The organism is Methylobacterium sp. 174MFSha1.1, from assembly GCF_900116815.1.
Classification (GTDB): Bacteria; Pseudomonadota; Alphaproteobacteria; order Rhizobiales; family Beijerinckiaceae; genus Methylobacterium.
Window position 1 is genome coordinate 41,964 of the sequence record NZ_FPCB01000006.1, and the last position, 21,261, is coordinate 63,224.

General features: G+C 70.9%; 18 protein-coding genes. 12 read left to right on the forward strand and 6 right to left on the reverse strand.

Annotation, left to right across the window (positions count from 1 at the left end):
• Nucleotides 1-129 precede the first annotated feature (129 nt).
• The 7 genes from BM430_RS03700 (at nucleotide 130) to BM430_RS03730 (ending at nucleotide 9,516) form a co-directional block, all read left to right on the forward strand.
• Nucleotides 130-2,280 carry a helicase-related protein gene (locus BM430_RS03700; protein WP_093565557.1) on the forward strand — a complete coding sequence of 717 codons (2,151 nt, stop codon included), beginning with the start codon at nucleotides 130-132 and terminating at the stop codon, nucleotides 2,278-2,280.
• A gap of 227 nt (nucleotides 2,281-2,507) precedes the next feature.
• Entirely contained in the window at nucleotides 2,508-3,413 is a 906-nt protein-coding gene (locus BM430_RS03705; RefSeq protein ID WP_093565559.1) for a dihydrodipicolinate synthase family protein, read from the forward strand.
• A gap of 160 nt (nucleotides 3,414-3,573) precedes the next feature.
• On the forward strand, nucleotides 3,574-4,599 hold the full coding sequence (locus BM430_RS03710) for a BMP family protein (RefSeq protein WP_244539303.1): 1,026 nt from the start codon (nucleotides 3,574-3,576) through the stop codon (nucleotides 4,597-4,599).
• 1 nt (nucleotide 4,600) lies between these two features.
• Nucleotides 4,601-6,196, forward strand: coding sequence for an ABC transporter ATP-binding protein (locus BM430_RS03715; RefSeq protein WP_244539304.1), 1,596 nt, complete (start codon nucleotides 4,601-4,603; stop codon nucleotides 6,194-6,196).
• Nucleotides 6,193-7,266, forward strand: coding sequence for an ABC transporter permease (locus BM430_RS03720; RefSeq protein WP_093565563.1), 1,074 nt, complete (start codon nucleotides 6,193-6,195; stop codon nucleotides 7,264-7,266). Before BM430_RS03715 ends, BM430_RS03720 begins: the two co-directional genes overlap by 4 nt.
• A gap of 4 nt (nucleotides 7,267-7,270) precedes the next feature.
• Nucleotides 7,271-8,215 (forward strand): ABC transporter permease, encoded by a 945-nt coding sequence (locus BM430_RS03725; protein WP_093565565.1) that lies wholly within the window; start codon nucleotides 7,271-7,273, stop codon nucleotides 8,213-8,215.
• 14 nt (nucleotides 8,216-8,229) lie between these two features.
• Nucleotides 8,230-9,516, forward strand: coding sequence for an amidohydrolase family protein (locus BM430_RS03730; RefSeq protein WP_093565567.1), 1,287 nt, complete (start codon nucleotides 8,230-8,232; stop codon nucleotides 9,514-9,516).
• A 19-nt stretch (nucleotides 9,517-9,535) separates the two neighbouring features.
• Here BM430_RS03730 and BM430_RS03735 read toward each other — a convergent pair whose 3' ends face one another.
• From BM430_RS03735 to BM430_RS03755, 5 genes are all read right to left on the reverse strand, one after another.
• Entirely contained in the window at nucleotides 9,536-10,453 is a 918-nt protein-coding gene (locus BM430_RS03735; RefSeq protein WP_093565977.1) for a polysaccharide deacetylase family protein, read from the reverse strand.
• A 274-nt stretch (nucleotides 10,454-10,727) separates the two neighbouring features.
• Nucleotides 10,728-11,528, reverse strand: a complete 801-nt coding sequence (locus BM430_RS03740) for an ABC transporter permease (RefSeq protein ID WP_093565569.1) — start codon at nucleotides 11,526-11,528, stop codon at nucleotides 10,728-10,730.
• Nucleotides 11,525-12,421 (reverse strand): ABC transporter permease, encoded by an 897-nt coding sequence (locus tag BM430_RS03745; protein WP_210188402.1) that lies wholly within the window; start codon nucleotides 12,419-12,421, stop codon nucleotides 11,525-11,527. The genes BM430_RS03740 and BM430_RS03745 overlap by 4 nt, the downstream gene beginning before the upstream one ends.
• Complete coding sequence (locus BM430_RS03750) at nucleotides 12,418-13,524, reverse strand: ABC transporter ATP-binding protein (protein WP_348273070.1); 1,107 nt, start codon at nucleotides 13,522-13,524, stop codon at nucleotides 12,418-12,420. The genes BM430_RS03745 and BM430_RS03750 overlap by 4 nt, the downstream gene beginning before the upstream one ends.
• A gap of 23 nt (nucleotides 13,525-13,547) precedes the next feature.
• Nucleotides 13,548-14,591: an extracellular solute-binding protein gene (locus BM430_RS03755; protein ID WP_093565572.1), complete on the reverse strand. Its 1,044-nt coding sequence runs from the start codon at nucleotides 14,589-14,591 to the stop codon at nucleotides 13,548-13,550.
• 184 nt (nucleotides 14,592-14,775) lie between these two features.
• Between BM430_RS03755 and BM430_RS03760 the strand changes: the two genes are divergently transcribed.
• Together BM430_RS03760 and BM430_RS03765 are read left to right on the forward strand one after the other, a co-directional pair.
• On the forward strand, nucleotides 14,776-15,642 hold the full coding sequence (locus BM430_RS03760; protein WP_093565573.1) for a GntR family transcriptional regulator: 867 nt from the start codon (nucleotides 14,776-14,778) through the stop codon (nucleotides 15,640-15,642).
• A 94-nt stretch (nucleotides 15,643-15,736) separates the two neighbouring features.
• A complete protein-coding gene (locus BM430_RS03765) occupies nucleotides 15,737-16,684 on the forward strand; it encodes an AEC family transporter (RefSeq protein ID WP_177302922.1) in 948 nt (315 codons plus the stop codon).
• Between the two features lie 304 nt (nucleotides 16,685-16,988).
• On the opposite strand, the gene BM430_RS03770 is transcribed toward BM430_RS03765, so the two are convergent.
• Nucleotides 16,989-18,104: an alginate O-acetyltransferase AlgX-related protein gene (locus BM430_RS03770; protein ID WP_093565576.1), complete on the reverse strand. Its 1,116-nt coding sequence runs from the start codon at nucleotides 18,102-18,104 to the stop codon at nucleotides 16,989-16,991.
• A 646-nt stretch (nucleotides 18,105-18,750) separates the two neighbouring features.
• Between BM430_RS03770 and BM430_RS03775 the strand changes: the two genes are divergently transcribed.
• The 3 genes from BM430_RS03775 (at nucleotide 18,751) to BM430_RS03785 (ending at nucleotide 21,050) form a co-directional block, all read left to right on the forward strand.
• Nucleotides 18,751-18,945, forward strand: a complete 195-nt coding sequence (locus BM430_RS03775; protein ID WP_093565578.1) for a hypothetical protein — start codon at nucleotides 18,751-18,753, stop codon at nucleotides 18,943-18,945.
• Nucleotides 18,946-19,157: 212 nt separating this feature from the next.
• A complete protein-coding gene (locus BM430_RS03780) occupies nucleotides 19,158-19,802 on the forward strand; it encodes a class I SAM-dependent methyltransferase (RefSeq protein WP_093565979.1) in 645 nt (214 codons plus the stop codon).
• A 33-nt stretch (nucleotides 19,803-19,835) separates the two neighbouring features.
• A complete protein-coding gene (locus BM430_RS03785) occupies nucleotides 19,836-21,050 on the forward strand; it encodes a glycosyltransferase (RefSeq protein WP_093565580.1) in 1,215 nt (404 codons plus the stop codon).
• Nucleotides 21,051-21,261 lie beyond the last annotated feature (211 nt).

Sequence of the window (21,261 nt, forward strand, 5' to 3'; positions counted from 1 at the left end):
TGCAGCGCCCCGCCTGCGGCGCGGTCCCGCCCTGTTCGTCCCGGGCGCACCCGCTAAGATATCGGGGAGAATGCCGTCGGCGCGGCGGTGGCCCCTGCCCTTCGGGCGGGACCGGAAGGAGCGAGAACCGTGGCACGCAGGCGCGTCCGACCCACGACCGAGATCCTGAGCGAGATCGTGGCGCAACTCGGCCTGCCGCCGCGCTCGGTCGACCTCGAGGCCCTGCAGGGCCGGCTCGGCTTGCCCGAGTTCAACGGCGAGGCCGACGAGGCCCGGGTCGCGCGCGCGTTGCGCGCGATGAAGGCCGAGCGCGCCTTCGCCGAGACCGGGATCGAGGCGCTGAAGCGGACGGTGCCGGCGCTCCGGGCGGCCGTCTCGGGCGGAGGCGCCGTCACCTGGAGCGTGCGCGCCACGATCCCGCTCCTCGACGACGACCGCCTCGCCGTGCGGGTCGACGCGCCGCCGGACGCCGAGACCGCCGGCATCCTCCGGGGCATGGCGCACCGCAACGACCCGCGCTGGCGGCTCGACGACCTGCGCGCCGCGGTGGCGCAGGTCGCAGGCCAAGCGGCCGACGAGCTGCGCCGGCCGGTCGAGCGCCTGCGCGAGCAGGTCCGCCTCGACCTGCGCGAGGTCGGGGCCGACGCCTCGGCCTATCTCGCCCAGCTCGACCGCTCGCTCCGCTCCCGCCCCTTCCCGCTGACCGACGAGCTCGCCCGCTCGCTGTTCCAGACCCTCACGCCGGTGCGCAAGCGCGCTCGCGTCGTGGCGCACCAGGATTCCCGGCTCCGGCGCCTTCGCGACCGGGTCGGGTTCGGCGCCTACATCGAAAAATTCGCGGCGGCGCGACGGCTCGGCCGGCGCATCGTGTTCCACATGGGCCCGACCAATTCGGGCAAGACCTACGCCGCCCTGAAGGTCCTGACCGAGGCGGCGACCGGAACCTACCTCGCCCCCCTGCGCCTCCTGGCGCTGGAGAACTACGAGGCGCTCCTGGAGCGGGGCCTGCGCGCCGGCATGGTCACCGGCGAGGAGGTGCTCGGCGAGGCGGGCCCGACCCACACCGCGCGCACCATCGAGACGGCGGACCTCATGCGCCCGGTCGAGGTCGCGGTGATCGACGAGATCCAGATGCTCGCCGATCCCGACCGCGGCTGGGCCTGGACCAACGCGCTGTTCGGCGTGCCGGCCAAGACCGTGATCGTCTGCGGCTCGGACGACGCCCTCGCCTACGTTCGCCGGGCGGCCGAGGCGGCGGGCGAGTCGCTCGAGGTCGTCCCCTTCGAGCGCAAGACGCCGCTTGTCTTAGCGGAGCAGCCGGTGCCGCTCGAACATGTCGAGCCGGGCGACGCGGTCGTCGCCTTCTCGCGCCGGGCCGTGCACGAGAACCGCGAGATCCTGGTGGCGGCCGGCCACCGCGTCGCGACGATCTACGGCGCGCTCTCGCCGGAGGTGCGCCGGGCCGAGGCCGCGCGCTTCCGCACCGGCGAGGCCGACGTGCTCGTCACCACCGACGCGATCGGCATGGGCCTGAATCTCGGGCCGCTCAAGCGCGTGGTGTTCTCGGCGGTGCGCAAGTACGACGGCACCGGCGAGCGGGCGCTGACCAATTCCGAGATCCGGCAGATTGCCGGCCGGGCCGGCCGCTTCGGCCACCAGGAGGTCGGCTATGTCGCGGCCTGCGAGGAGGACGGCGTCGCGCCGTTGCGGACCGCCTTGTCCGGCGCGCCGACGGCGCCGGCCGCCGACACCCGCTTCTTCGTCCGGCCCGACCTTCAGGCGATCACTTCGGTCGCCGAGGAGATGCAGACGGACAGCCTGCGCGAGGTCCTGGCGCATTTCGCCCGCGCCACCTTCTACGACGGCTCGCCATTCCAGCCCTCGGCCCTGGAGGAGATCCTGGAGGTCGCCCGGCTGGTCGACCGGGCGCGGCTGCCGATCCGGGAGAAGTTCGTCTTCTCCGTCTGCCCGGTCGACCGGCGCGACGACGTCGCGATGGCGGTGCTGGAGCGCTGGACCCAGGCCCGCGCCGCGGGCGCCGGGGTGCCGGCCCTGCGGGCGAATCTCCACGGGGAGCTCGACTACCAGGAGCGCACGGTCAAGCTCGCCAGCGCCTATCTGTGGCTGTCGCGCCGCTTCCCCGAGACCTTCGACGACGTCGAGGCGATCCGGGCGATGCGCGGCCAAGCCAACGCCGCCATCGAGGCGCATCTGCGCGAGACCGCGACGCGCCGCGTCGAGCGCCGCTCGCGCCGGGTCGCCGCGAAGGCGCCGCGCTGAGGCCCGGCGCGGCAGGCCGCGGGTCGGAATTCAGCCAGCCTGTCTCGGGGGCACGGCCGTTTCGCCGGGCGGCGTCCCCGGCCTCTACGCCGTCGGCGACGGCGCGGGCCTGCGCGGCGCGGCGATGGCCGCGCTCGCCGGCGAGCTCGCCGGCCTCGCCGCCGCGATGGATGCCGGGCGCCTCGCCCCCGACGCCTTCGCGCGGGAGCGCGCGCCTGCGGCGGGCGATGGCCCGCGGAAAACCCTTCTCCGACCGGATGGCCGCGACGATGCGGTTGCGGCCGGCGCAGGTGCGCGCGGTTCCCCCCGAGACGGTGGTCTGCCTCTGCGAGGACGTGACCCGGGCCGAGATCGACGCGGCCTGCCAGGCCGGCGCCCGCGACGTCAACCAGATGAAGCAATTCACCCGCTGCGGCATGGGCCCGTGCCAGGGGCGCCTGTGCGGCGACGTCGCCGCCGAGATCCTGGCGGCGCAGGTCGGGACGCGGGAGGCCGCGGCCTTCGAGGCGGCCGGGGCCGACGGGCTGCTCGTCTTCCCGCCGAACAGCTGGGCGCTCGGCCACGACCCGGAATGCGTGGTGCTGCACCACCGCACCGTCGCGGACGCCACGGGCCTGCCGTTGATGCTCTACGGCGCGCCGGTGGGGGCCGGCGCCATGGCGTACGACGCGGCGACGCTGCGCCGCCTCGCCGGCCTCGAGCAGGTGGTGGCGATCAAGGAGGGAAGCTGGGAGGTGGCGCAGTACGAGGCGAACCTGCGCCTCCTCACGTCCTTGCGCGCCGACTTCAAGGTCCTGGGTTCGGGGGACGAGCACCTTCTGACGAGCTACATCATCGGCAGCACCGGCAGCCAGGTCTCCCTGGCGGCCGTCGTCCCGGACCTCGTCGTCGCCCTGTGGAACGCCGCCGACGCGGGCGACTGGGGCGCAGCCCGACAATGCCACGAGGCTCTGTACCCGCTCGCGGTCGCGATCTACCGCGACGCGCCGGGCGGCCGGGCCACCGCGCGGATCAAGCACGCACTGCACCACCTCGGGGCGATCCCGGATCCGCGCCTGCGGCCGCCGCAGCCGCCGCTCGACGCCGGCGAGCGGAAGCGGGTCGAGGAGGCTCTGCGGCGCGCGACGGCCTGAGGCGGGACCCGGACGGTCGCGTGCGGATCTCGTGTCCCGCGGCTGCCGATTTCGGGAACAGGCTTGCTCAAAGATGTGCCTTGTCGAGCCCGGACGGCCATGCTCATCTTTCAGGCAACGACAGGGTGCCACGGATCGTGGTCGTGGGGTGGGGCGAGTGATGGCGGGGCGTGCGATGGAGGGCGGCCGGTTGGGCGCGAGCCGCAGGACCATGCTGGCGGGGATCGGCGCCGCCGGATTCGTCGGCCTGCTGGGCGGTCCGGCCCGGGCCGCGAAGGCGCGGCCCGTCTCCGTCGCCCTCGTCGCCTCGGTGCCGATCGAGCAGCAATGGGTCAGCCGGATCCACCTCGCCCTGAAGGCGGCGGCCGCGCGCGGCGACATCGCCTACGTCTATTCCGAGAACGTCGCCAATACCGACGCCGAGCGGGTGATCCGCGAATACGCCGAGGCGAAGAAGGACCTCGTCATCGGCGAGGCCTTCGGCCTGGAGCGGCCGGTGCGCAAGATCGCCGGCGACTACAAGGGCACGGCCTTCCTGATGGGCTCGTCCTTCCCGGCGCAGGGACCGAACCTCTCGGTCTTCGACAACTACATCCAGGACGCCTCCTACCTCACCGGCATCGTCGCCGGGAAGGCGACGAAGTCGAACGTGATCGGCATGGTCGGCGGCTACGCGATCCCGGAGGTCAACCGGCTGATGAACGCCTTCATGGCCGGGGCGCGGTCGGTCAATCCGGATGTCAAGTTCCTGGTCTCGTTCATCAATTCCTGGTACGACCCGCCCAAGGCCAAGGAGACGGCCTTCGCGATGATCGAGCGCAAGGCCGACGTGCTCTACGCCGAGCGCTTCGGCGTCGCCGACGCCGCCAAGGAGCGCGGCGTCAAGGCGGTCGGCAACGTCATCGACACCTCGTCCCAGTATCCCGGCACGGTGATCGCCTCGGCGCTCTGGCACATGGAGCCGACCATCGACCGGGCGGTCGCCAAGGTGATCGACGGAAGCTGGAGCGCGGAGGATTACGGGCCGTGGAGCGGCATGGCGAAGGGCGGCTGCTCGCTCGCCCCGCTCGACCCCGCCCTGGTGCCGGCGCCGGTGATCGATCAGGTCAAGGCGCGGGAGGCGGAGATCCGCTCGGGCGCGTTCAAGGTCGCGATCGACGATTCCGAACCGAAGCCGACCGCCTGACGTGGCGGGGATCGCGGCCCCCGACGGGAGCGGGACAACCCGCCCCGTCGCCCTCGAATTGCGCGGCATCACCAAGCGCTTCGGCCCGCTTTTGGCGAATGACGGCATCGACCTCACCCTGCACCGGGGCGAGATCCTGGCGATGCTCGGCGAGAACGGTGCCGGCAAGACAACCCTGATGAACATCCTGTTCGGCCACTACACCGCCGATGCCGGCACGGTGCGGGTGGCCGACGGGACCGGGCGGCTGGTGCCGCTGCCGCCGGGGCGGCCGCGGGCGGCGCTCGCCGCCGGCATCGGCATGGTGCACCAGCACTTCACCCTGGCCGAGGCCTTGAGCGGGCTCGACAACATCACGCTCGGCACCGAGCCGCTCTGGCGCCTGCGCCGCCGGACCGACGAGGCCCGCGACCGGCTCGCCGCCCTGATGGCGCGGGCGGGGCTGACCGTCGACCTCGCGGCGCCGGTCGGCAGCCTCACGGTCGGCGAGCGCCAGCGGATCGAGATCCTGAAGGCGCTCTACCGCGACGCGCGGGTTCTCATCCTCGACGAGCCGACTGCCGTGCTGACCCCGGCCGAGAGCGAGGGGCTGTTCTCCGTGCTGCGGGCGCTGGCCGCGCAGGGGCTGGCGATCGCCTTCATCTCGCACAAGCTCGGCGAGGTCGTGGCGGGCAGCGACCGGGTCGCCGTGCTGCGGGCCGGCCGCAAGGTCGCCGAGCGCGCCACCGCCGGCGCCGACCGGGCCGACCTCGCCGCGCTCATGGTCGGCCGCGCGGTCGCCCCGGTGCGCCGCACCGCCAGGGCCCCGGGACCGGAGGTGCTGGCGCTGGAGGGCGTGGCGGTGGCGGGGCCCGACCTGCGCAACCGGCTCGACCGGGCCGACCTCGTGGTGCGGGCGGGCGAGATCGTCGGCATCGCGGGCGTCGCCGGCAACGGGCAGGCGGCGCTGGCGCGCCTGCTCTTCGGCCTCGCCCGGCCGAATGCCGGTTCGGTGCGGCTCCTGGGCCGGCCCGTGACCCGGTTCGACCCGCGCGCGGCGATCCGGGCCGGCATCGGCCGCATCCCGGAGGACCGCCACCACGAGGGCGCGGTCCCGGCGATGAGCGTGGCCGAGAACGCGGCGATCGAGGAGATCCGCGGGCGCTTCCAGTGGTTCGGGATCCTGCGCCGCCGCCGCATGGCCGCGCGGGCGCGAGACGCGATCGAGGCCTACGGCATCCGCTGCCCCGGCCCGGACGCGCCGATCCGGCTTCTGTCGGGGGGCAACATGCAGAAGGTCATCCTCGCCCGGGCGCTCGACGGTGCACCCGCTCTGATCGTCGCCGCGCAGCCGACCCGCGGGCTCGACGTCGGGGCCGTGGCCGAGATCCACCGCCGGCTCCTCGACGCGAGCGGGCGAGGTGCGGCCATCGTGCTGATCTCGGAGGATCTCGACGAGGTGTTCGCGCTCTCCGACCGCATCGCCGTGATGGCCCGCGCCCGCCTCTCCGCGGCCCTGCCGGCCGAGGGGCTCGACCGCACCCGCCTCGGCCTGATGATGGCCGGCCAGGACGTGGACCACACGCCGGCGCCCGAGCGCGCGCGAGAGTCCGCATGATCCGCCTGGAGCCCCGCGGCGTCCCCTCCCGGAGCCTCGCGCTCGCGGTCCCGGTCCTCGCGGCCCTCGCGGCTTTGGGCCTCGCAGCCGTTCCGCTGCTCCTCGCCGGCGCCCCGCTGGGAAGGGCCTACGCGGCGATGGCGCAAGGAGCGCTCGGCTCGCGCTTCGCCCTCACCGAGGTGCTGACCCGGGCGACCCCCCTGATCCTCACCGGGCTCGCCGCGGCGGTCGCGTTCCGGGCGCGGCTCTACAATATCGGCGCCGAGGGGCAGCTCTATGTCGGGGCGCTCGCCGCCGTCGCGGTCGGCGCGGGCGCCATCGACCTGCCGGCGCCCCTCCTCCTGCCCGTCGTACTGGGCGCGGGCGCGCTGGCGGGTGCCGCCCTGATGGTCGGGCCGGCGCTCGCCCGCGTGGCGCTCGGCGCCGACGAGGTGGTGACGACCCTGCTCCTCAACTTCGTGGTGCTGCTCCTCGTGCAGATGATGATCGAGGGGCCGATGAAGGACCCGATGAGCATGGGCTGGCCGCAATCCGAGCCGCTCATCGAGGCCGCCACCCTGCCCCGCCTCGTCGAGACGACGCGGCTCCATGCCGGCCTCCTCGTGGCGCTCAGCGCCGCCCTCCTGCTGCACGGCCTGATGGCCCGCACGGTGGCGGGCTTCGCCATCCGGGCGGTCGGCGAGGCGCCGCCCGCCGCGCGCTTCGCCGGGCTGCCGGTCGGCGTCACGCTGGTCGCCGTCGGCGCCCTGTCGGGGGCGCTCGCGGGGCTCGCCGGGGCCGGGGAGGTGGCGGGGGTGAAGGGCTTCCTCGCCGCCGACCTGTCGCCGGGCTACGGCTATGCGGGCATCGTCGTGGCGATGCTGGCCGGCCTGTCGCCGCTCGGCACGGTCGCCGCGGCCCTGTTCGTCGCCGCGGTCTTCGTCGGCGCGGATTCGATGAGCCGGGTCGTCAACGTGCCGAGCTACATCGCCAACCTGATCGTCGCCCTGTCGCTGATCGCCGTGCTGGTCGCCGGCCTTCTGACCCGCTACCGGCTGCGATTCACCCCCAAACCCGCGGCCGGAGCCTGACGCGATGCAGGCGAGCCTCGACCTCCTGCTCACCGTCGCCTTCTGGGCCGCGGCGCTCCGGATCGCCACGCCGCTGATCTTCGGGGTCGCCGGCGCGGTCCTGTGCGAGCGCGCCGGCGTGCTCAATCTCGGCATCGAGGGCATCATGACCGCGGGCGCCATGACCGGCTGGCTCGCGGTGCATCTCGGCGCCGGGCTGTGGGCCGGCGTCCTCGTGGCCATGCTCACCGGCGCGGGCCTCGGGCTGCTGCTCGCCATCCTCACCGTGAAGCTCGGCCTGTCGCAGCACGTGAGCGGGCTCGCCGTGACCTTGCTCGCCACCAGCGCGAGCTATTTCGGCTACCGCCTCGCCCTGCCCGGTACTGCCAGCCCGCCGCGGATCGAGCCGTTCCGGCCCCTCGACCTGCCGGTCCTGTCCGACCTGCCGGTGATCGGGCCGATCCTGTTCCAGCAGACGGCGCTGACGCTGCTCGCCATCGCGACGATCCTGGCGCTCGGCCTGTTCCTCGCCCGCACGCCGCTCGGCCTCGCCGTGCGGGCGGTCGGCGAGAACCCGGCCGCCGTCGAGGCGCAGGGCATCGACGTCCACGCGCTGCGCCTCGGCGCCGTGGTGGCGGGCTCGGCCCTGATGGCGCTCGGCGGCGCCTTCCTGACCCTGTCGGCGTTCAACGCCTTCTTCTTCGAGATGGTGGCCGGGCGCGGCTGGATCTGCATCGCGCTCACCGCCTTCGCCGGCTGGCGCCCGATGAAGGCGCTGCTCGGGGCGGTGTTGTTCGGCGCCTTCGACGCCTTCCAGGTCCGCCTCCAGCAGGCCTCGGGCGGGGTCGTGCCGGGGCAGGTCTTCCTGATGCTGCCCTACCTCCTGTCGATCGCCGCCCTGCTGGTGGGCGCGCGCCGCGCCAGCGCCCCGAAGGCCCTGATGCGGCCCTATATCCGCGGCGAGCGATAAGCGAGGTTTGACGCGTGACACCCGATCTCATCGTCCGCAACGCCACCCTGCCCGACGGCCGCAGCGGCCTCGACATTGCGGTCGCGGACGGGCGCATCACGGCGATCGAACCGGCGATCCCGGCGCGAGGCGCCGAGGAGATCGACGCGGCCGGCCTCCTCGTGAGCCCGCCCTTCGTCGATTGCCACTTCCACATGGACGCGACGCTCTCGCTCGGCCTGCCGCGGCTCAACCGCTCCGGCACGCTGCTCGAGGGCATCGCGCTGTGGAACGAGCTGAAGCCGCTCCTGACGCCGGAGGCGGTGATCGAGCGGGCCCTGCGCTACTGCGACCTCGCGGTTTCGCAGGGGCTGCTGGCCGTGCGCAGCCACGTCGACATCTGCGACGACCGGCTGCTCGCCGTCGACGCGCTGCTCGCCGTGAAGCGGCAGGTCGCGCCCTATCTCGACCTCCAGCTCGTGGCCTTCCCGCAGGACGGCTACCTGCGTGCACCCAACGCCGCCGAGAACCTGGTCCGTGCGCTCGACCGCGGCGTCGAGGTGGTCGGCGGGATCCCGCATTTCGAGCGCACGATGGAGGACGGCGCGGAGTCCCTGCGGCACCTCTGCCGGATCGCCGCCGAGCGGGGCCTGCGGGTCGACATCCATTGCGACGAGACCGACGACCCGCTCTCGCGCCACGTCGAGACGCTGACCGCCGAGACGGTGCGGCACGGGCTCCAGGGGCGCGTCGCCGGCTCGCACCTGACCTCGATGCATTCGATGGACAATTACTACGTCTCGAAGCTCCTCGCCCTGATGGCCGAGGCGCGGCTGCAGGTGGTCGCCAATCCCCTCATCAACATCGTGCTGCAGGGCCGGCACGACACCTACCCGAAGCGGCGCGGCCTGACCCGGGTGCCCGAGCAGCGAGCCATGGGCCTCACCGTCGCCTTCGGCCAGGATTGCTGCATGGATCCCTGGTACAGCTTGGGAAGCGCCGACATGCTCGACGTCGCCCATATGGGCCTGCACGTGGCGCAGATGACGAGCCGGGAGGCGATGCAGGCCTGTTTCGCGGCGGTGACGACGGAGGCCGCCGCCGTGATGGGGCTCGACGGGTACGGGCTGCATGTCGGCGCCTTCGGAGACCTCGTGGTGCTCCAGGCCCGCGATCCGATCGAGGCGATCCGCCTGCGCCCGCCCCGGCTGCACGTGGTCCGCCGCGGCCGCGTGATCGCGCGCACGCCCGCGCGGGTCTCAGGCCTCGCCCTGCCGGGCCGGCCGGATTCCGTGGATCCGGCGCGGAGCGCGAGGCCTTGAGAGCGGAAGCACCCTCCGGTCAGGTCGCGCCCAGTTGCTCGACGCCCGCGGTCTCCCGCAGCCAATGCGTCGCGATGGCGTCGCGGCGGGCGAACCACGTGCCCTCGCGGGCGGCCGCGTGGGCGAGGAAGCGCTCGAGCCCGCCAATGCGCCCCGGCCGGCCGATGATGCGCAGGTGCAGGCCCACCGACAGCATCCGCGGCGCGTCGGCCCCTTCCGCGTAGAGCCGGTCGAAGGCGTCGATGCAGTAGCGGGCGAAGTCGTCGCCGAACACGAAGCCGCCGCCGCGCTGGAAGCGCATGTCGTTGGTGTCGAAGGCGTAGGGCAGGACGACGTGCGGCCGCCCTGCGCGCCCCGGGACGAGGTAGGGCAGGTCGTCGTTGTAGGCGTTCGAATCGTAGAGGAAGCCGCCCTGCTCCAGGAGCAGCCTACGGGTGTTGACCGAGGTCGCCGAGCGGGTGTGCCAGCCGACGGGGGCCCGCCCGGTCGCGTCGCGGATCGCCGCGACGGCCTGCGCGATCGCCGCCCGCTCCTCGGCCTCGCCCATGCCCGCGTGGCGCTCCCAGCGCCAGCCATGAGCCGCGACCTCGTGCCCGTCGGCGATTGCCTCCTGCGCCAGCCACGGCGAGAGCGCGACGGCGCGCCCGTTGGCGTTGAGGGTGGCCGGGACGCCGTAGGCCGAGAGCAGCGCCCGGATGCGCGGCCAGCCGGCCCGGGTGCCGTACTCGAAATGTGATTCCATGCAGAGGTCGCGAGAGCCGACGACCTCCTCCACCACCTCGTAGACGGATTCGTTGCGCTCGTCGCCCATGCCGAGGGAGAGCTCCGCCCCCTCCTCGACGTTGACGACGACCGAGACGGCGAGGCGGGCGCCGCAGGGCCAGGCGACGGAAGGGGGACGGCCGCCATAGCCGCGGAAATCACGATCGTGCGCCATCGGGTCGGACATCGGTGTCGGCCAAACTCACTATTGGTCAGAGGCTGCTTCGCTCTCTCGACGATCCCGAAACCCTCCTCGTCATTCCGGGGCCGCGACAGCGGAGCCCGGAATCCAGAACCGCGGACGGTGCAGGATCGAGCGGAGTGCTCTCCGCCTCATTCTGACCGACCTGAGGTTCTGGATTCCGGGCTCTGCTGCGCAGCCCCGGAATGACGAGAAGGGTGTCGTTACCGTGGAGCAGGACGAACCGGGTCTCGGACGCCATGATCGGTCAGACCTGAGCCAGGCGGCGCAGGCCGACGAGGCGGTCGCCGAGGATCAGCACCGCGACGGCGAGCAGGATCAGCAGCGTCGAGACCGCCGCGACGGTGGGATCGGGCCGCTCCTCGACGAGCTGCAGCATCTGGATCGGCAGGGTCTTGGTCCAGGCGTCGGTGAAGAAGATCGAGATCGGGTAGTTGTCCATCGAGGCGAGGAAGGCGAACAGGCCGGAGGTCAGGAAGGCCGGCGCCAGGCCCGGCACCAGCACCCGCAGGATCGCGGACGGGTAGGACAGCCCGAGCGTCCGGGCGGCGTCGATCAGGGTGAAGTCGAACAGCGAGAGCGCCGCCACCACGGTGCGCACAACGTAAGGCAGCGTGATCACCCCGTGGGCGACGAAGAGGCTCAACCCCACATCGCGCAGGCCCACCGCACGAAACCCCTGCAGCATGGCGATGCCGACGACGAGGCCGGGCAGCATCAAGGGCGAGACCAGGAAGTTCACGAGGGCCTCGCGTCCGGGAAAGCGGCCGCGCACCACCGCGATGGCGCAGAGCGTGCCGAGGACGAGCGCCAGGGCGGTCGCCAGCACGGCGACCCGCAGCGAGGTCCAGACCGCCGGCCAGAGATCGCGCGAGGCCCAGAGCCGCTCGTACCAGCGCGTCGACCACGCGGGCGGCGGCAGGGTGAAGACCGCGCTCGACCCGAACGAGACCGCAACCGTGACGACGAGCGGCGCCATCAGGAAGATCGCCGCGGCCCCGGCGAGCGCCCAGACCAGGGCGAGGGCGACGCGCTCGGTCGCGGTCATGCGTGTCCTCCTCCGAGGCGGCGGGCGAGCGCCGTCGAGCCGACCACGACCGCGACGGCGACCGCGAGCAGGATCACCGCCGTGGTCGAGCCGAGCTGCTCGTCGCGCAGGAACAGGAAGGCGCGGCCGGTGAGGGTCGCGAGGGTCTGGAAGCGGTCGCCGATGACGAGGCTCGGCACGACGTACATCGACACCGCGAGCGAGAACACGAAGGCGATGCCGGAGACGATCCCCGGCAGGGTCAGCGGCAGCGTCACGCCGAGGAAGCGGCGCAGGGGGCTCGCACCGAGAGTCGCGGCGGCTTCGCCGAGGCGCGGGTCGATCTGGCGGAGGACCGAGTAGATCGGCAGGATCATGAACGGCAGGAAGACGTTGGCGGCGCCGACGACGAGGCCGGTCTCGGTGAACAGGAGCCGCTGCGGCGCGTCCCAGATCCCGAGCCCGACGAGGGCCTGCGACACCACCCCGTCCCGGCGCAGCACGATCTGCCAGGCATAGGCCTTGACCACGACCCCGACCGAGAGCGGCAGGATGACCGACAGGAGCAGGAGCGCCTGCACCGCGCCGCGGGCCCGCGCGAGCGCGACCGCCGCCGGATAGCCGGCGACGAGGCAGACGAGGGTGACGAGGAGGGCGGTGCGCAAAGTGTTGCCGATGACGCGCCAGCTGAACGGGTCGGACAGGAAGTTTGCCAGCGGCGCGAGGCTGATTCCGTCCGGGCCCGAGAGGCTGCGGCCCAGCAGCACGAGGAGCGGCCAGCCATAGGCGGCGGCGAGGTAGGCGAAGGCCGGGAGCGCGAGCAGAGCCACGGGGTCCGGCCGATTGATGCGCGGCCGGCGCGCCGGCGCGGAGCCGGCGACGGGAGCGGCAGACGGGGTAGCCTGGGCGCTCACGCGGCGGCCTTCCGGGCGGGCTCTGCGGGAAAGACCAGCGTGTCCTCGACCGCCCAGGACAGGCGCAGGCGGGCGCCGGGCGCCGCACCCGCCGGGATCTCGGGCGCCTCCGCCAGCAGGGTCCGCTCGCCGTCCGGCCCGGCGAAGAACAGGTGGGCGCGCGCGCCCTGGAACGCGACCTCGACGAGGGTGGCCTCGATGGTGTTCGGACCGCCCTCCCCGACCCGGATCCGCTCCGGCCGCACCCCCAGAAGCACCGGGCTGCCCGGCCGGAAGCGGCCCGGTGCCCGCAGCGGCCCGAACGCGGTCTCGACGACGAGCCGCCCGTCGCCCTCCTCCCGCACGGTGCCGGGAAGCCGGCTCGACAGGCCGACGAAGTGGAGCGCGAAGGCGGTGGCGGGCCGGCGGTAGAGCGTCACCGGGTCGGCGAGCTGCTCGATCGCGCCGCCATTCATCACGGCGATCCGGTCGGACATGGTCAGCGCCTCGTCCTGGTCGTGGGTGACGAACAGGGCGGTGATGCCGAGCTCGCGCAGCAGGCGCTTGAGGTCGATCTGCATCGCCTCCCGCAGCTTGCGGTCGAGGGCCGAGAACGGCTCGTCGAGGAGGAGGAGTTTCGGCCTGACGGCCAGCGCCCTCGCCACCGCCACCCGCTGCTGCTGCCCGCCCGAGAGCGCCTGGGCCCGGCGGTCGGCGAAGGGCGTCATCTGGACGAGGTCGAGGAAGCGCGCCACCGCGGCCGGGATCTCCGCCCGCGGGTGGCCCTTGGCCTTGAGCCCGAAGGCGACGTTCTCGGCCACCGTGAGGTGGGGAAACAGGGCGTAGTTCTGAAACACCACGCCGACGTCGCGCCGGTGCGGCGGGGTGCGGGTGATGTCGCGGCCGTCGAGCACGACCCGGCCGCGATCCGGCGCGACGAGGCCGGCGACGATGCGCAGCAGCGTGGTCTTCCCGCAGCCGGAGGGGCCGAGCAGCGAGACGAACTCGCCGCGGGCGACCGCGAGGTCGACGCCGCCGAGCACCGCGCTCGCGCCGAAGCGCTTTTCGGCGCCCGCGATCGTCACGAAGCCGGGATCGGGATTCGTCATGGCAGGATTGGTCACGGCGGGGCTCGTCACGGCGCGCCTCAGATCGCCATCTCGCGGTCCCAGCGCTTGATCCAGCCGTCGCGCTCGCGGGCGACGGTGGTCCAGTCGATCTGGTGCACCACGAGGTCGGCGGGCAGGCCCGCGGGCCGCGGCACCGTGCGGTTGGTGGGCAGCGAGAAGGTCGGGCCGACGAGGTCCCGCTGCAGGTCGGCCGAGAGCAGCATGTCGACATAGGCGAAGGCGAGGTCCGGTTGCGGGCAGCCCTTCACCACGGCGATGCCCGACGGCATCGCGAACACGCCTTCCTTCGGCGCCGCGAGGGCGATCGGGGCGCCGGCGGCCTTGCGTTCGAGGGCGTAGGACGACATCGCCGAGGAGATCATCCAGGCTTCGCCCTGCTCGAGCAGATTATAGGCCTGGGGCTGCTGCGTGTAGACCGTGAGCAGGTTCGGCTTGAGCGCCGCGAGCTTGCGGAAGCCCGGCTCGACGTCTCCTTGCGCCGCCTCGAAGGATTTCCCGCTCGCCAGCGCCGCCGCCGCGAAGATGTTGGGCAGCCCTTCGGTGTTCTGCAGCGAGGGGACGATCACCCGGCCCTTGTAGCGCGGGTCGTAGGGGTCGGCCCAGGAGGTCGGGGCCGTGCGCATCGTCTCGGTGTTGTAGGCGATGCCGAGCCAGGGCTGCAGGTAGTTCGCCCACATGCCGTCCCCGTGCACGGTGCCGGGGACCAGGGCGGCGAGGTTCGGCACGCGGGCCGGGGTCAGCGGGTCGAGGAGCCCCTCCTTGACCGCCAGGATCATCACGGGATCGTCCATCTGGACCACCGACAGGTAGGGCCGGTCCCGGTTCTTCTGCATCTTCTCGAGGTTCACGAGCGAGCGCGTGCCCTCGAAGATCACCTTGGCGCCGTGCTTCTTCTCGAAGGCCGGGACGACGACGTCCTCGACCCAGCCCTTGTGGCCGGCGGCCCCGCCGACGACGAGCTCGCGGGTCTGCGCCCTGAGGATGCCGGGCGCCGCCACCAGGCCACCGAGCGCCGCGACCCCGCGCAGCACCGAACGACGATCGGGAGAGACGAGCGGCATGGTGGGAAACCCTCCGGACGGAGCGGACGACCCCTGAAAGGTACGGTCGGCGACCGTCGAACCGAAGCACAAACTCCGCGCAATTGTGCACAATCTTGGAGCGATCTTCGCCCCGAACGGGCTTGGGCGGCGGGCGCATCGGGCTTATCTCGGGAGCGGGCCGGTGCGGGCCCGGAGGGGCTCGATGGATCAGGACGCGGCAGACGCGCTCTCGACGGAGGATAGCGCGTCGCGCGCCGGGACGGACGAGACGGCCGTCCGCGCCGGCATGCTCGCTGAGACGGCGGTCCACGCCGGCATTCTCGACGAGACGGCGGTCCACGCGGTTTTGGCGCGGGTGCTGCTCGACGGGCGGGTTCCGGCCGGGACGAAGCTCGGCGAGCACTTCCTCGCCGAGATCTTCGGGGTGAGCCGCGAGCGCGTGCGCAAGGTGCTGCACCGGCTCGGCCACGAGCGGCTGATCACCGTCGAGAAGAACCGCGGCGCCTTCGCGATCGCCCCCGATCTCGGCGAGGCGCGCACGATCTACGAGGCGCGGCGCATCGTCGAGGGCGGCATCGTCGGGCACCTCGCCACGTCCCTCGACGCGGCCGGCGAGGCGCGGCTCGCCGCCCACCTGGCGGCCGAGGAGGCCGCGATGGCGGCGGGCGACCGCTTCACCTCGATCCGCCTCTCGGCGGAGTTCCACACCATCCTGGCCGACCTCACCGGCAACGTGCTGATCCAGCGCCAGATGCAGGAACTCGTCGCCCGCACGATGATGCTGGTGGCGTTCTTCGAGCCCGACGCGTCGGTGGCCTGCCAATGCGCCGAGCACCGGGCGGTGTTCCGGGCGCTCGCCGCGCGCGCCCGGGCGCCGGCCCTGCGGGCGATGACGACCCACCTGTCGCTGGTCGAGACGCGGCTGCGCCCGCGGGTCTGCGACGCCGTTCCCCCTCCCCTCGACGAGGTGCTGCGCGACGCCCTCGCGACCTGGCGGGCAGCGCAGGGATCGTGCGGGCCGACGACGCGGCGGGGCCGCGGCCCGGACAGGAGCTCCGAAGCCCTGTGAACAATGCGGGTCCGCGCCGCCCTCGCCTCTTTCCTCCGGTCCGACGACGGGCTTTCCGATAGGATCGAAGCCCGGCAGGATGGACCCCGAGAGCATGTCACACCTCGCGACGATCGCCTCGACCCTCGTCTCGGTCATCCTTCCGGTCTTCGGCCTGATCGCGATCGGCCGCCTGGTCATCCGGTTCGGCATCGTGGACAAGGGCGAGACGAAGGGGCTGACGAGCCTGATCTTCTGGATCCTGCTGCCGTCGCTGCTGTTCCTGTCGATGGTCGGCAACAGGAGCGCGCTGCGCCTCGACGTGATCGGGGTCTACTTCACCGTGGCCCTGCCCCTCTTCGCCCTGTCGGTCCTCGGCGGGATCGCGGGTCTGCGCATGACCATCGCCCAGGCGGCGGTGTTCGGGCTGAACGCCGCGTTCGGCAACACCGTCCTCCTCGGCATCCCCATCGTGGGGGCGATCTGGGGCGGGCCGGGCCTCGCAATCCTCCTGTCGATCATCGCGGCGCACTCGCTGCTGCTCCTTCCGGCCGCGACGGTCCTCGTCGAGCTGGACCGCGGGACGCAGCGGCAGAACCTCGTCCGCACGGTGCGGGACACGGTGGTCGGCAGCCTCAAGAACCCGATCATCTCCTCGATCCTGGCGGCGACGGCCTGGAACTGGACCGGCCTCCCCGTGCCGGAGGCGCTGCGGCGCATCCTCGACCTGCTCGCGCAGGCCGCGCCGACCCTGGCACTGATCAGCCTGGGCGCCTCGCTGCCTGCGCTACGCCGGGAGAATGTCGGTCCGCCGGTCCTCATCGCGGTGGCCGTCAAGCTCGCTGTCATGCCGCTCTGCATGGGCTTGGCCGCGGCGGCGGCCTCCGTGCCGCAGCCGGCCTCGATCATCATGGTCGTCACGGCGGCGCTGCCGACCGGCGCGAACGCGTTCCTCCTCGCGCATCGCTCGGGCGCGATGATGGAGGTCTCCGCGGCCACGGTCGTCGTGGCGACGATCGTCTCCGTGGCGACGCTCACGGCCATCATCTCGGCGGCGCTCTGACCCGATCGCCGCGCCCGGGTCCGGAGCCGGCGCGGCAGCGGGTCGAGGAAAGGGCTGACCTCCCGGCAAGCGAGTCGCGGCCGCAGTGCTGGTTCATCCCGGCCGTCTTGCCAGCGACGCCGGCTCCGTCATCTCCTCGCGCCGGGGCGTCGCGCATTTCGGTGGACCGACGCCCTCAGCTCTCTCGATCGGTCGGAGATCGCATTCGCGACGCAGAGTTCGGCGTCGCTCGGGCGCCGATAATATGACTTCCGATCAGGATCTTCCGGAGATCATAGCGTGGGCGCGTGCAGAACCGATACGGTCAATGCTGCGGAACGACGGCGAGGAAGCGTTCGATTCCCTGCCAGAGCACCAGACTGGGCTCCTCCTCCGCGACGTACTCCCAATCGACCTCGTTGGTCCATACGAAGTGGAACTCTCGAAACCAACGCGAGAACCACCACGACAGCGTGCTCTGTCCTGTCTCGACGAAGCTGAAGAACGAGTTCCCGAAAACGACGACCTTCTCGGCAATCGGTGCGTCCGGGTTTTTCCAGACCTGCCGCCGACCCATGTGACCACCATTCTCGGGCACGAACTCCGACGCCTTGATCGCCCCCCGGCAGAACGGCGGCAGGTTCGCGGGATCGACTTCGAGATAGGTCTCCGGCACGAACAAACCGAGCATTCGATACGAGAGATCGCCGATCGACGCGCGATTCATATCGAATGTGAAGGTCGGAACCTGCTGATCGAACAACTCCCTGATGAGATACCTGAAGATATGGTAAGTACCGTAGGGCGACAAATGACTGTCCGCGCGCTTGCAAACTGCGCGTCGGTCTGGCAATCCCCAGAAGACCTGTCTAGCCGACGTGTATGTCGCCGAACCGTAGTGAGCCAGCAGTTCCCTCTCGAGGTGATCGAGAAGCCGTGTCGGCGCAGCGATCGGTGTCGGATAGAGTTCCGGTAGAATCGAGATTTTCTCGGGGACGATCAGCTGGTGAAAGCGGACGCCGGCGCGCTTTGCGCGTTCGACGCGGTCGCCGACGACCTTCAACCACTGTGCGGCGATCTCGAACTCGTCGCCTCGTGTCGGGGAGTACTGGGCGAGAACGTCGTTGGATCCTCCGATCAGGAACATGAACCCGTCCCGTCCGAGAACGGCGGAGCGGTCACTGGCGACCATGCCGACCGGCATCTCGACGGTCGTCGTAGCGGTGGACTCGAATCGGTCAGCATGGATCAGATGGTGGGTCAGATCGCTGTTGCGGTGACGCAGACTCGCGTTGACCAGCATCGACGACAGGATCGTATGAGTCTCCTGTTCACCCTGCAGTTGATTTATCACATCCGCGATCTGCGAGAAATCAGACTGTATCAATGAATTATTGAGATTCCTAAATGCAAGCATCAAATCTTTCGAGACCTCTTCCATCGTATTTTCTTTCTTTATTGCGCGCTTCGCACGAGTCGCTATCGCTGGCGCCGCGCGCTTCCCGGAGACCGGCGAGCGTAGGGCGCCGCCCACCTGCGTTCAAGGCTGCACTTGACCGACGGCATGCAGCCCCCGGGGCAACGTCCCGAGATGGTGTCCCGAACGGAATGTCGGGCGGCATCCGCCTCGTTCCTCCACGCGCGCCGAAGCGCCCGCGGGTCTGGAGCGACCCGGACCGATCGCCTGAAGGGCGAACGACGGACGACGTGACAAGCGGCGGGAAGTGTGGTCCAGACGGCGGGGGGCGATGCGGACCGCCTCGGGAGCGGCACCTGACTCCGTTGCAGACCGGCAACACATCGAATGGCAGATTCTCCCGTTCGGGGTCCGGTCATCCGACACTCGCTCGTCAGACGACGGACCTCCGACCCGGTCGTGTGTCGCGCGATCCTGTCACTCGCCGCAGTGACGTCACCGATCCATTGCGAAGGTCGTTCAGCGCAGGCATGCCGAGCACCGGTGCACTCACGATCGTGCAGCTCTCCAAATCTCTGTTTTGCTGTGATGTCTTCGACCAACCGATATGCGCGTCGTCGGACAATGCGATAGAGTGTAATTTTCGACGGGGGAAGCCTTGCCCTACCAAATGATCGCCGTTGCAGTCGGGGTCATCATCGGACTGCCGATCGTCTTGTTCGGCTTCATGCGACTCGATGAACGTCCGGGCTGGTTGAGCTGGACGATCTTGCTCGCCGGCCTCGCCATCACGTTTGGTCCGGCGACATCAGCGGCGATCACGCATTACGTCGAGCCCGTGAGCGGCCGTTACGACGGGCGCTGACCACACATCCTGGCAGGGGCGGGCGGACGACGCTGCGAGCGGTCCAATCGGCTCGTGGACGACGCGACTCATCTCACCGTTAACCACGCCCGCTCCCTCAATCGCAACCACCTTCGATTGGACAAGAGACTGCGCAAGCGCTAGGGCTGCCTGCCGTATCACTTCCAGTTGATTCGCTGCGCCCACGAAAGAACAGGACGAGTACGACTTTGGTGACCTTCGCTGCGCGGTCCGCACCTCAGAAGCGTGTGCTCAACACCGGAAGCGGTCCTTACCATGCTGACAAGCTGCACCCGGCATTTCGCGGCGGCGACTGGAAGGAAGTGCGTCTCGACATCGATCCGCGCGTCGAGCCGGACGTCGTCGGATCAGTCAACGACATGCGCGCCTTCGCCGCCGACAACAGCTACGATGCAATCTGGTCCTCGCACAATGTCGAGCATCTGCATGCGCATGAGGTCCAGCCAACCTTCCGTGAGTTCGCGCGCGTTCTGAAGCCCAGCGGTTTCGCCCTGATTACCTGTCCTGATCTCGAGATCGTGGCACGGTTGATCGCGGACGGAAAGATGGATCAGGTCGTCTACGTCTCGCCGGCAGGACCGATCACGCCGCTCGATATGCTGTTCGGTCATTCGGCATCGATCGCGTCAGGTAATGTTTACATGGCGCATAACACCGGGTTCACGGGTGACAGGCTCGGTCGCGTCGGCCTCGACGCGGGATTCCGCGAAGTGCGCATTGCGAGAGGCACGTTCGGCGACATCTGGGCGCTGGCGCTGATGCCCACGGCGAGGCTGGAGGATGTTGCTCCTCTCTTTCGCGGCACGCCGCAGGTCGGCCTCGTGCAGCGGAGCTGAGCACCGTCCGCGTTCCCGGAGGCGCCCAGCCCGATGCAGTTCCTCTTCGTCCACAATAACTTCCCCGCCCAGTTTCGCTTCGTCGCCGAGCACCTCGCCCGTGATCCGCGCCACCGCGTCGCCGCGGTCGGCGCTGCCGGCGCGCGCGATCTTCCGGGCGTGCGGCTCGAGCGCTACCCCTTCAACGACGTCGGACACGCCTCCGTTCATCCCTTCGCCCGACGGTTCGACCGGGAGGCCAGGCGGGCGGAGCAGGTGCTCTACGCGTTGAACGCGCTCGACAGCGCCGGCTTCGTCCCGGACGTGGTCGTCGGGCACAGCGGCTGGGGCGAAACGCTGCCGCTGCGAGCGAAGTATCAGAAGGCCAGATTCGTCGCCTATTGTGAATTCTACTACCGTGACACGGGCGGCGACGTGCATTTCGACCCGGAGTTTCCCTCTCTCGGTGTCGACGGACTGACCCACTTGCGGGCGAAGAACGCCTCCCAGCTCGTAGCCCTGGCCGATTGCGATGCGGGCATGTCACCGACGGCCTGGCAGCGCTCGACCTATCCGGTGGAATTCCAGGGCAAGATCGCCGTCGCGCACGAGGGCGTCGATACGGCGGCCGTCCGGCCCGATCCGTCTGCCGCCTTCCGCCTGCCAAACGGCGCGGTGCTCCGAGCGGGCAGCGAAGTTCTCACCTACGTCGCGCGCAATCTCGAGCCCATGCGCGGATTCCACGTCTTCATGCGCGCCCTTCCGGAAGTGCTGCGGCGCCGGCCCGAGGCGCAGGTCGTCATCGCCGGCGGCCACGACGTCTCGTACGGCGCCACGTCACCGGACGGCCGCAGCTGGAAGGATGTCTATCTGAGCGAGGTCGCGCATCGCCTGGATGCCCGTCGCGTGCACTTCCTCGGCTCGTTGCCGTATGCGGACTACCTCAGCCTGCTGCAGGTCTCCCGCGCGCATGTCTATCTCACCTACCCTTTCGTGCTGTCCTGGTCTTTGATCGAGGCGATGAGCGCCGGTTGCCTGATCATCGGCTCGGACACGGCACCGCTGCGTGACGCGATCACGCATGGACGGGACGGCCTTCTGGTCCCGTTCTTCGACGTGGACCGCCTTGCCGGGACGATCAGCGAGGCATTGGCGCGACCAGGGGCCGGGCTCGATCTGCGCCAGGGCGCGCGGGCTACCGCTTTGAACCGCTTCGACCGACGCCGGGCGCTCGCGGCGCAGCTACAGGTCATGATGCCGCCGGGTTGAACGCCGGGCCACGGATGCCCTCTTCCCTGCGCATCCCCTCGGCGGCACGGCTTATAGCCTGTTCCGCCGAAATGGATACCGGTTCATCGAAGAAAGCGCGGCAAATGAAAAACCAAGAGAGCTATGCGATTGCACCGCGATTGTGACGTGCTCTCTTGCACCACAAAACTCCTGCCGCGCTAACGCCGTCAGAGCGCGCGACGACCGCGAT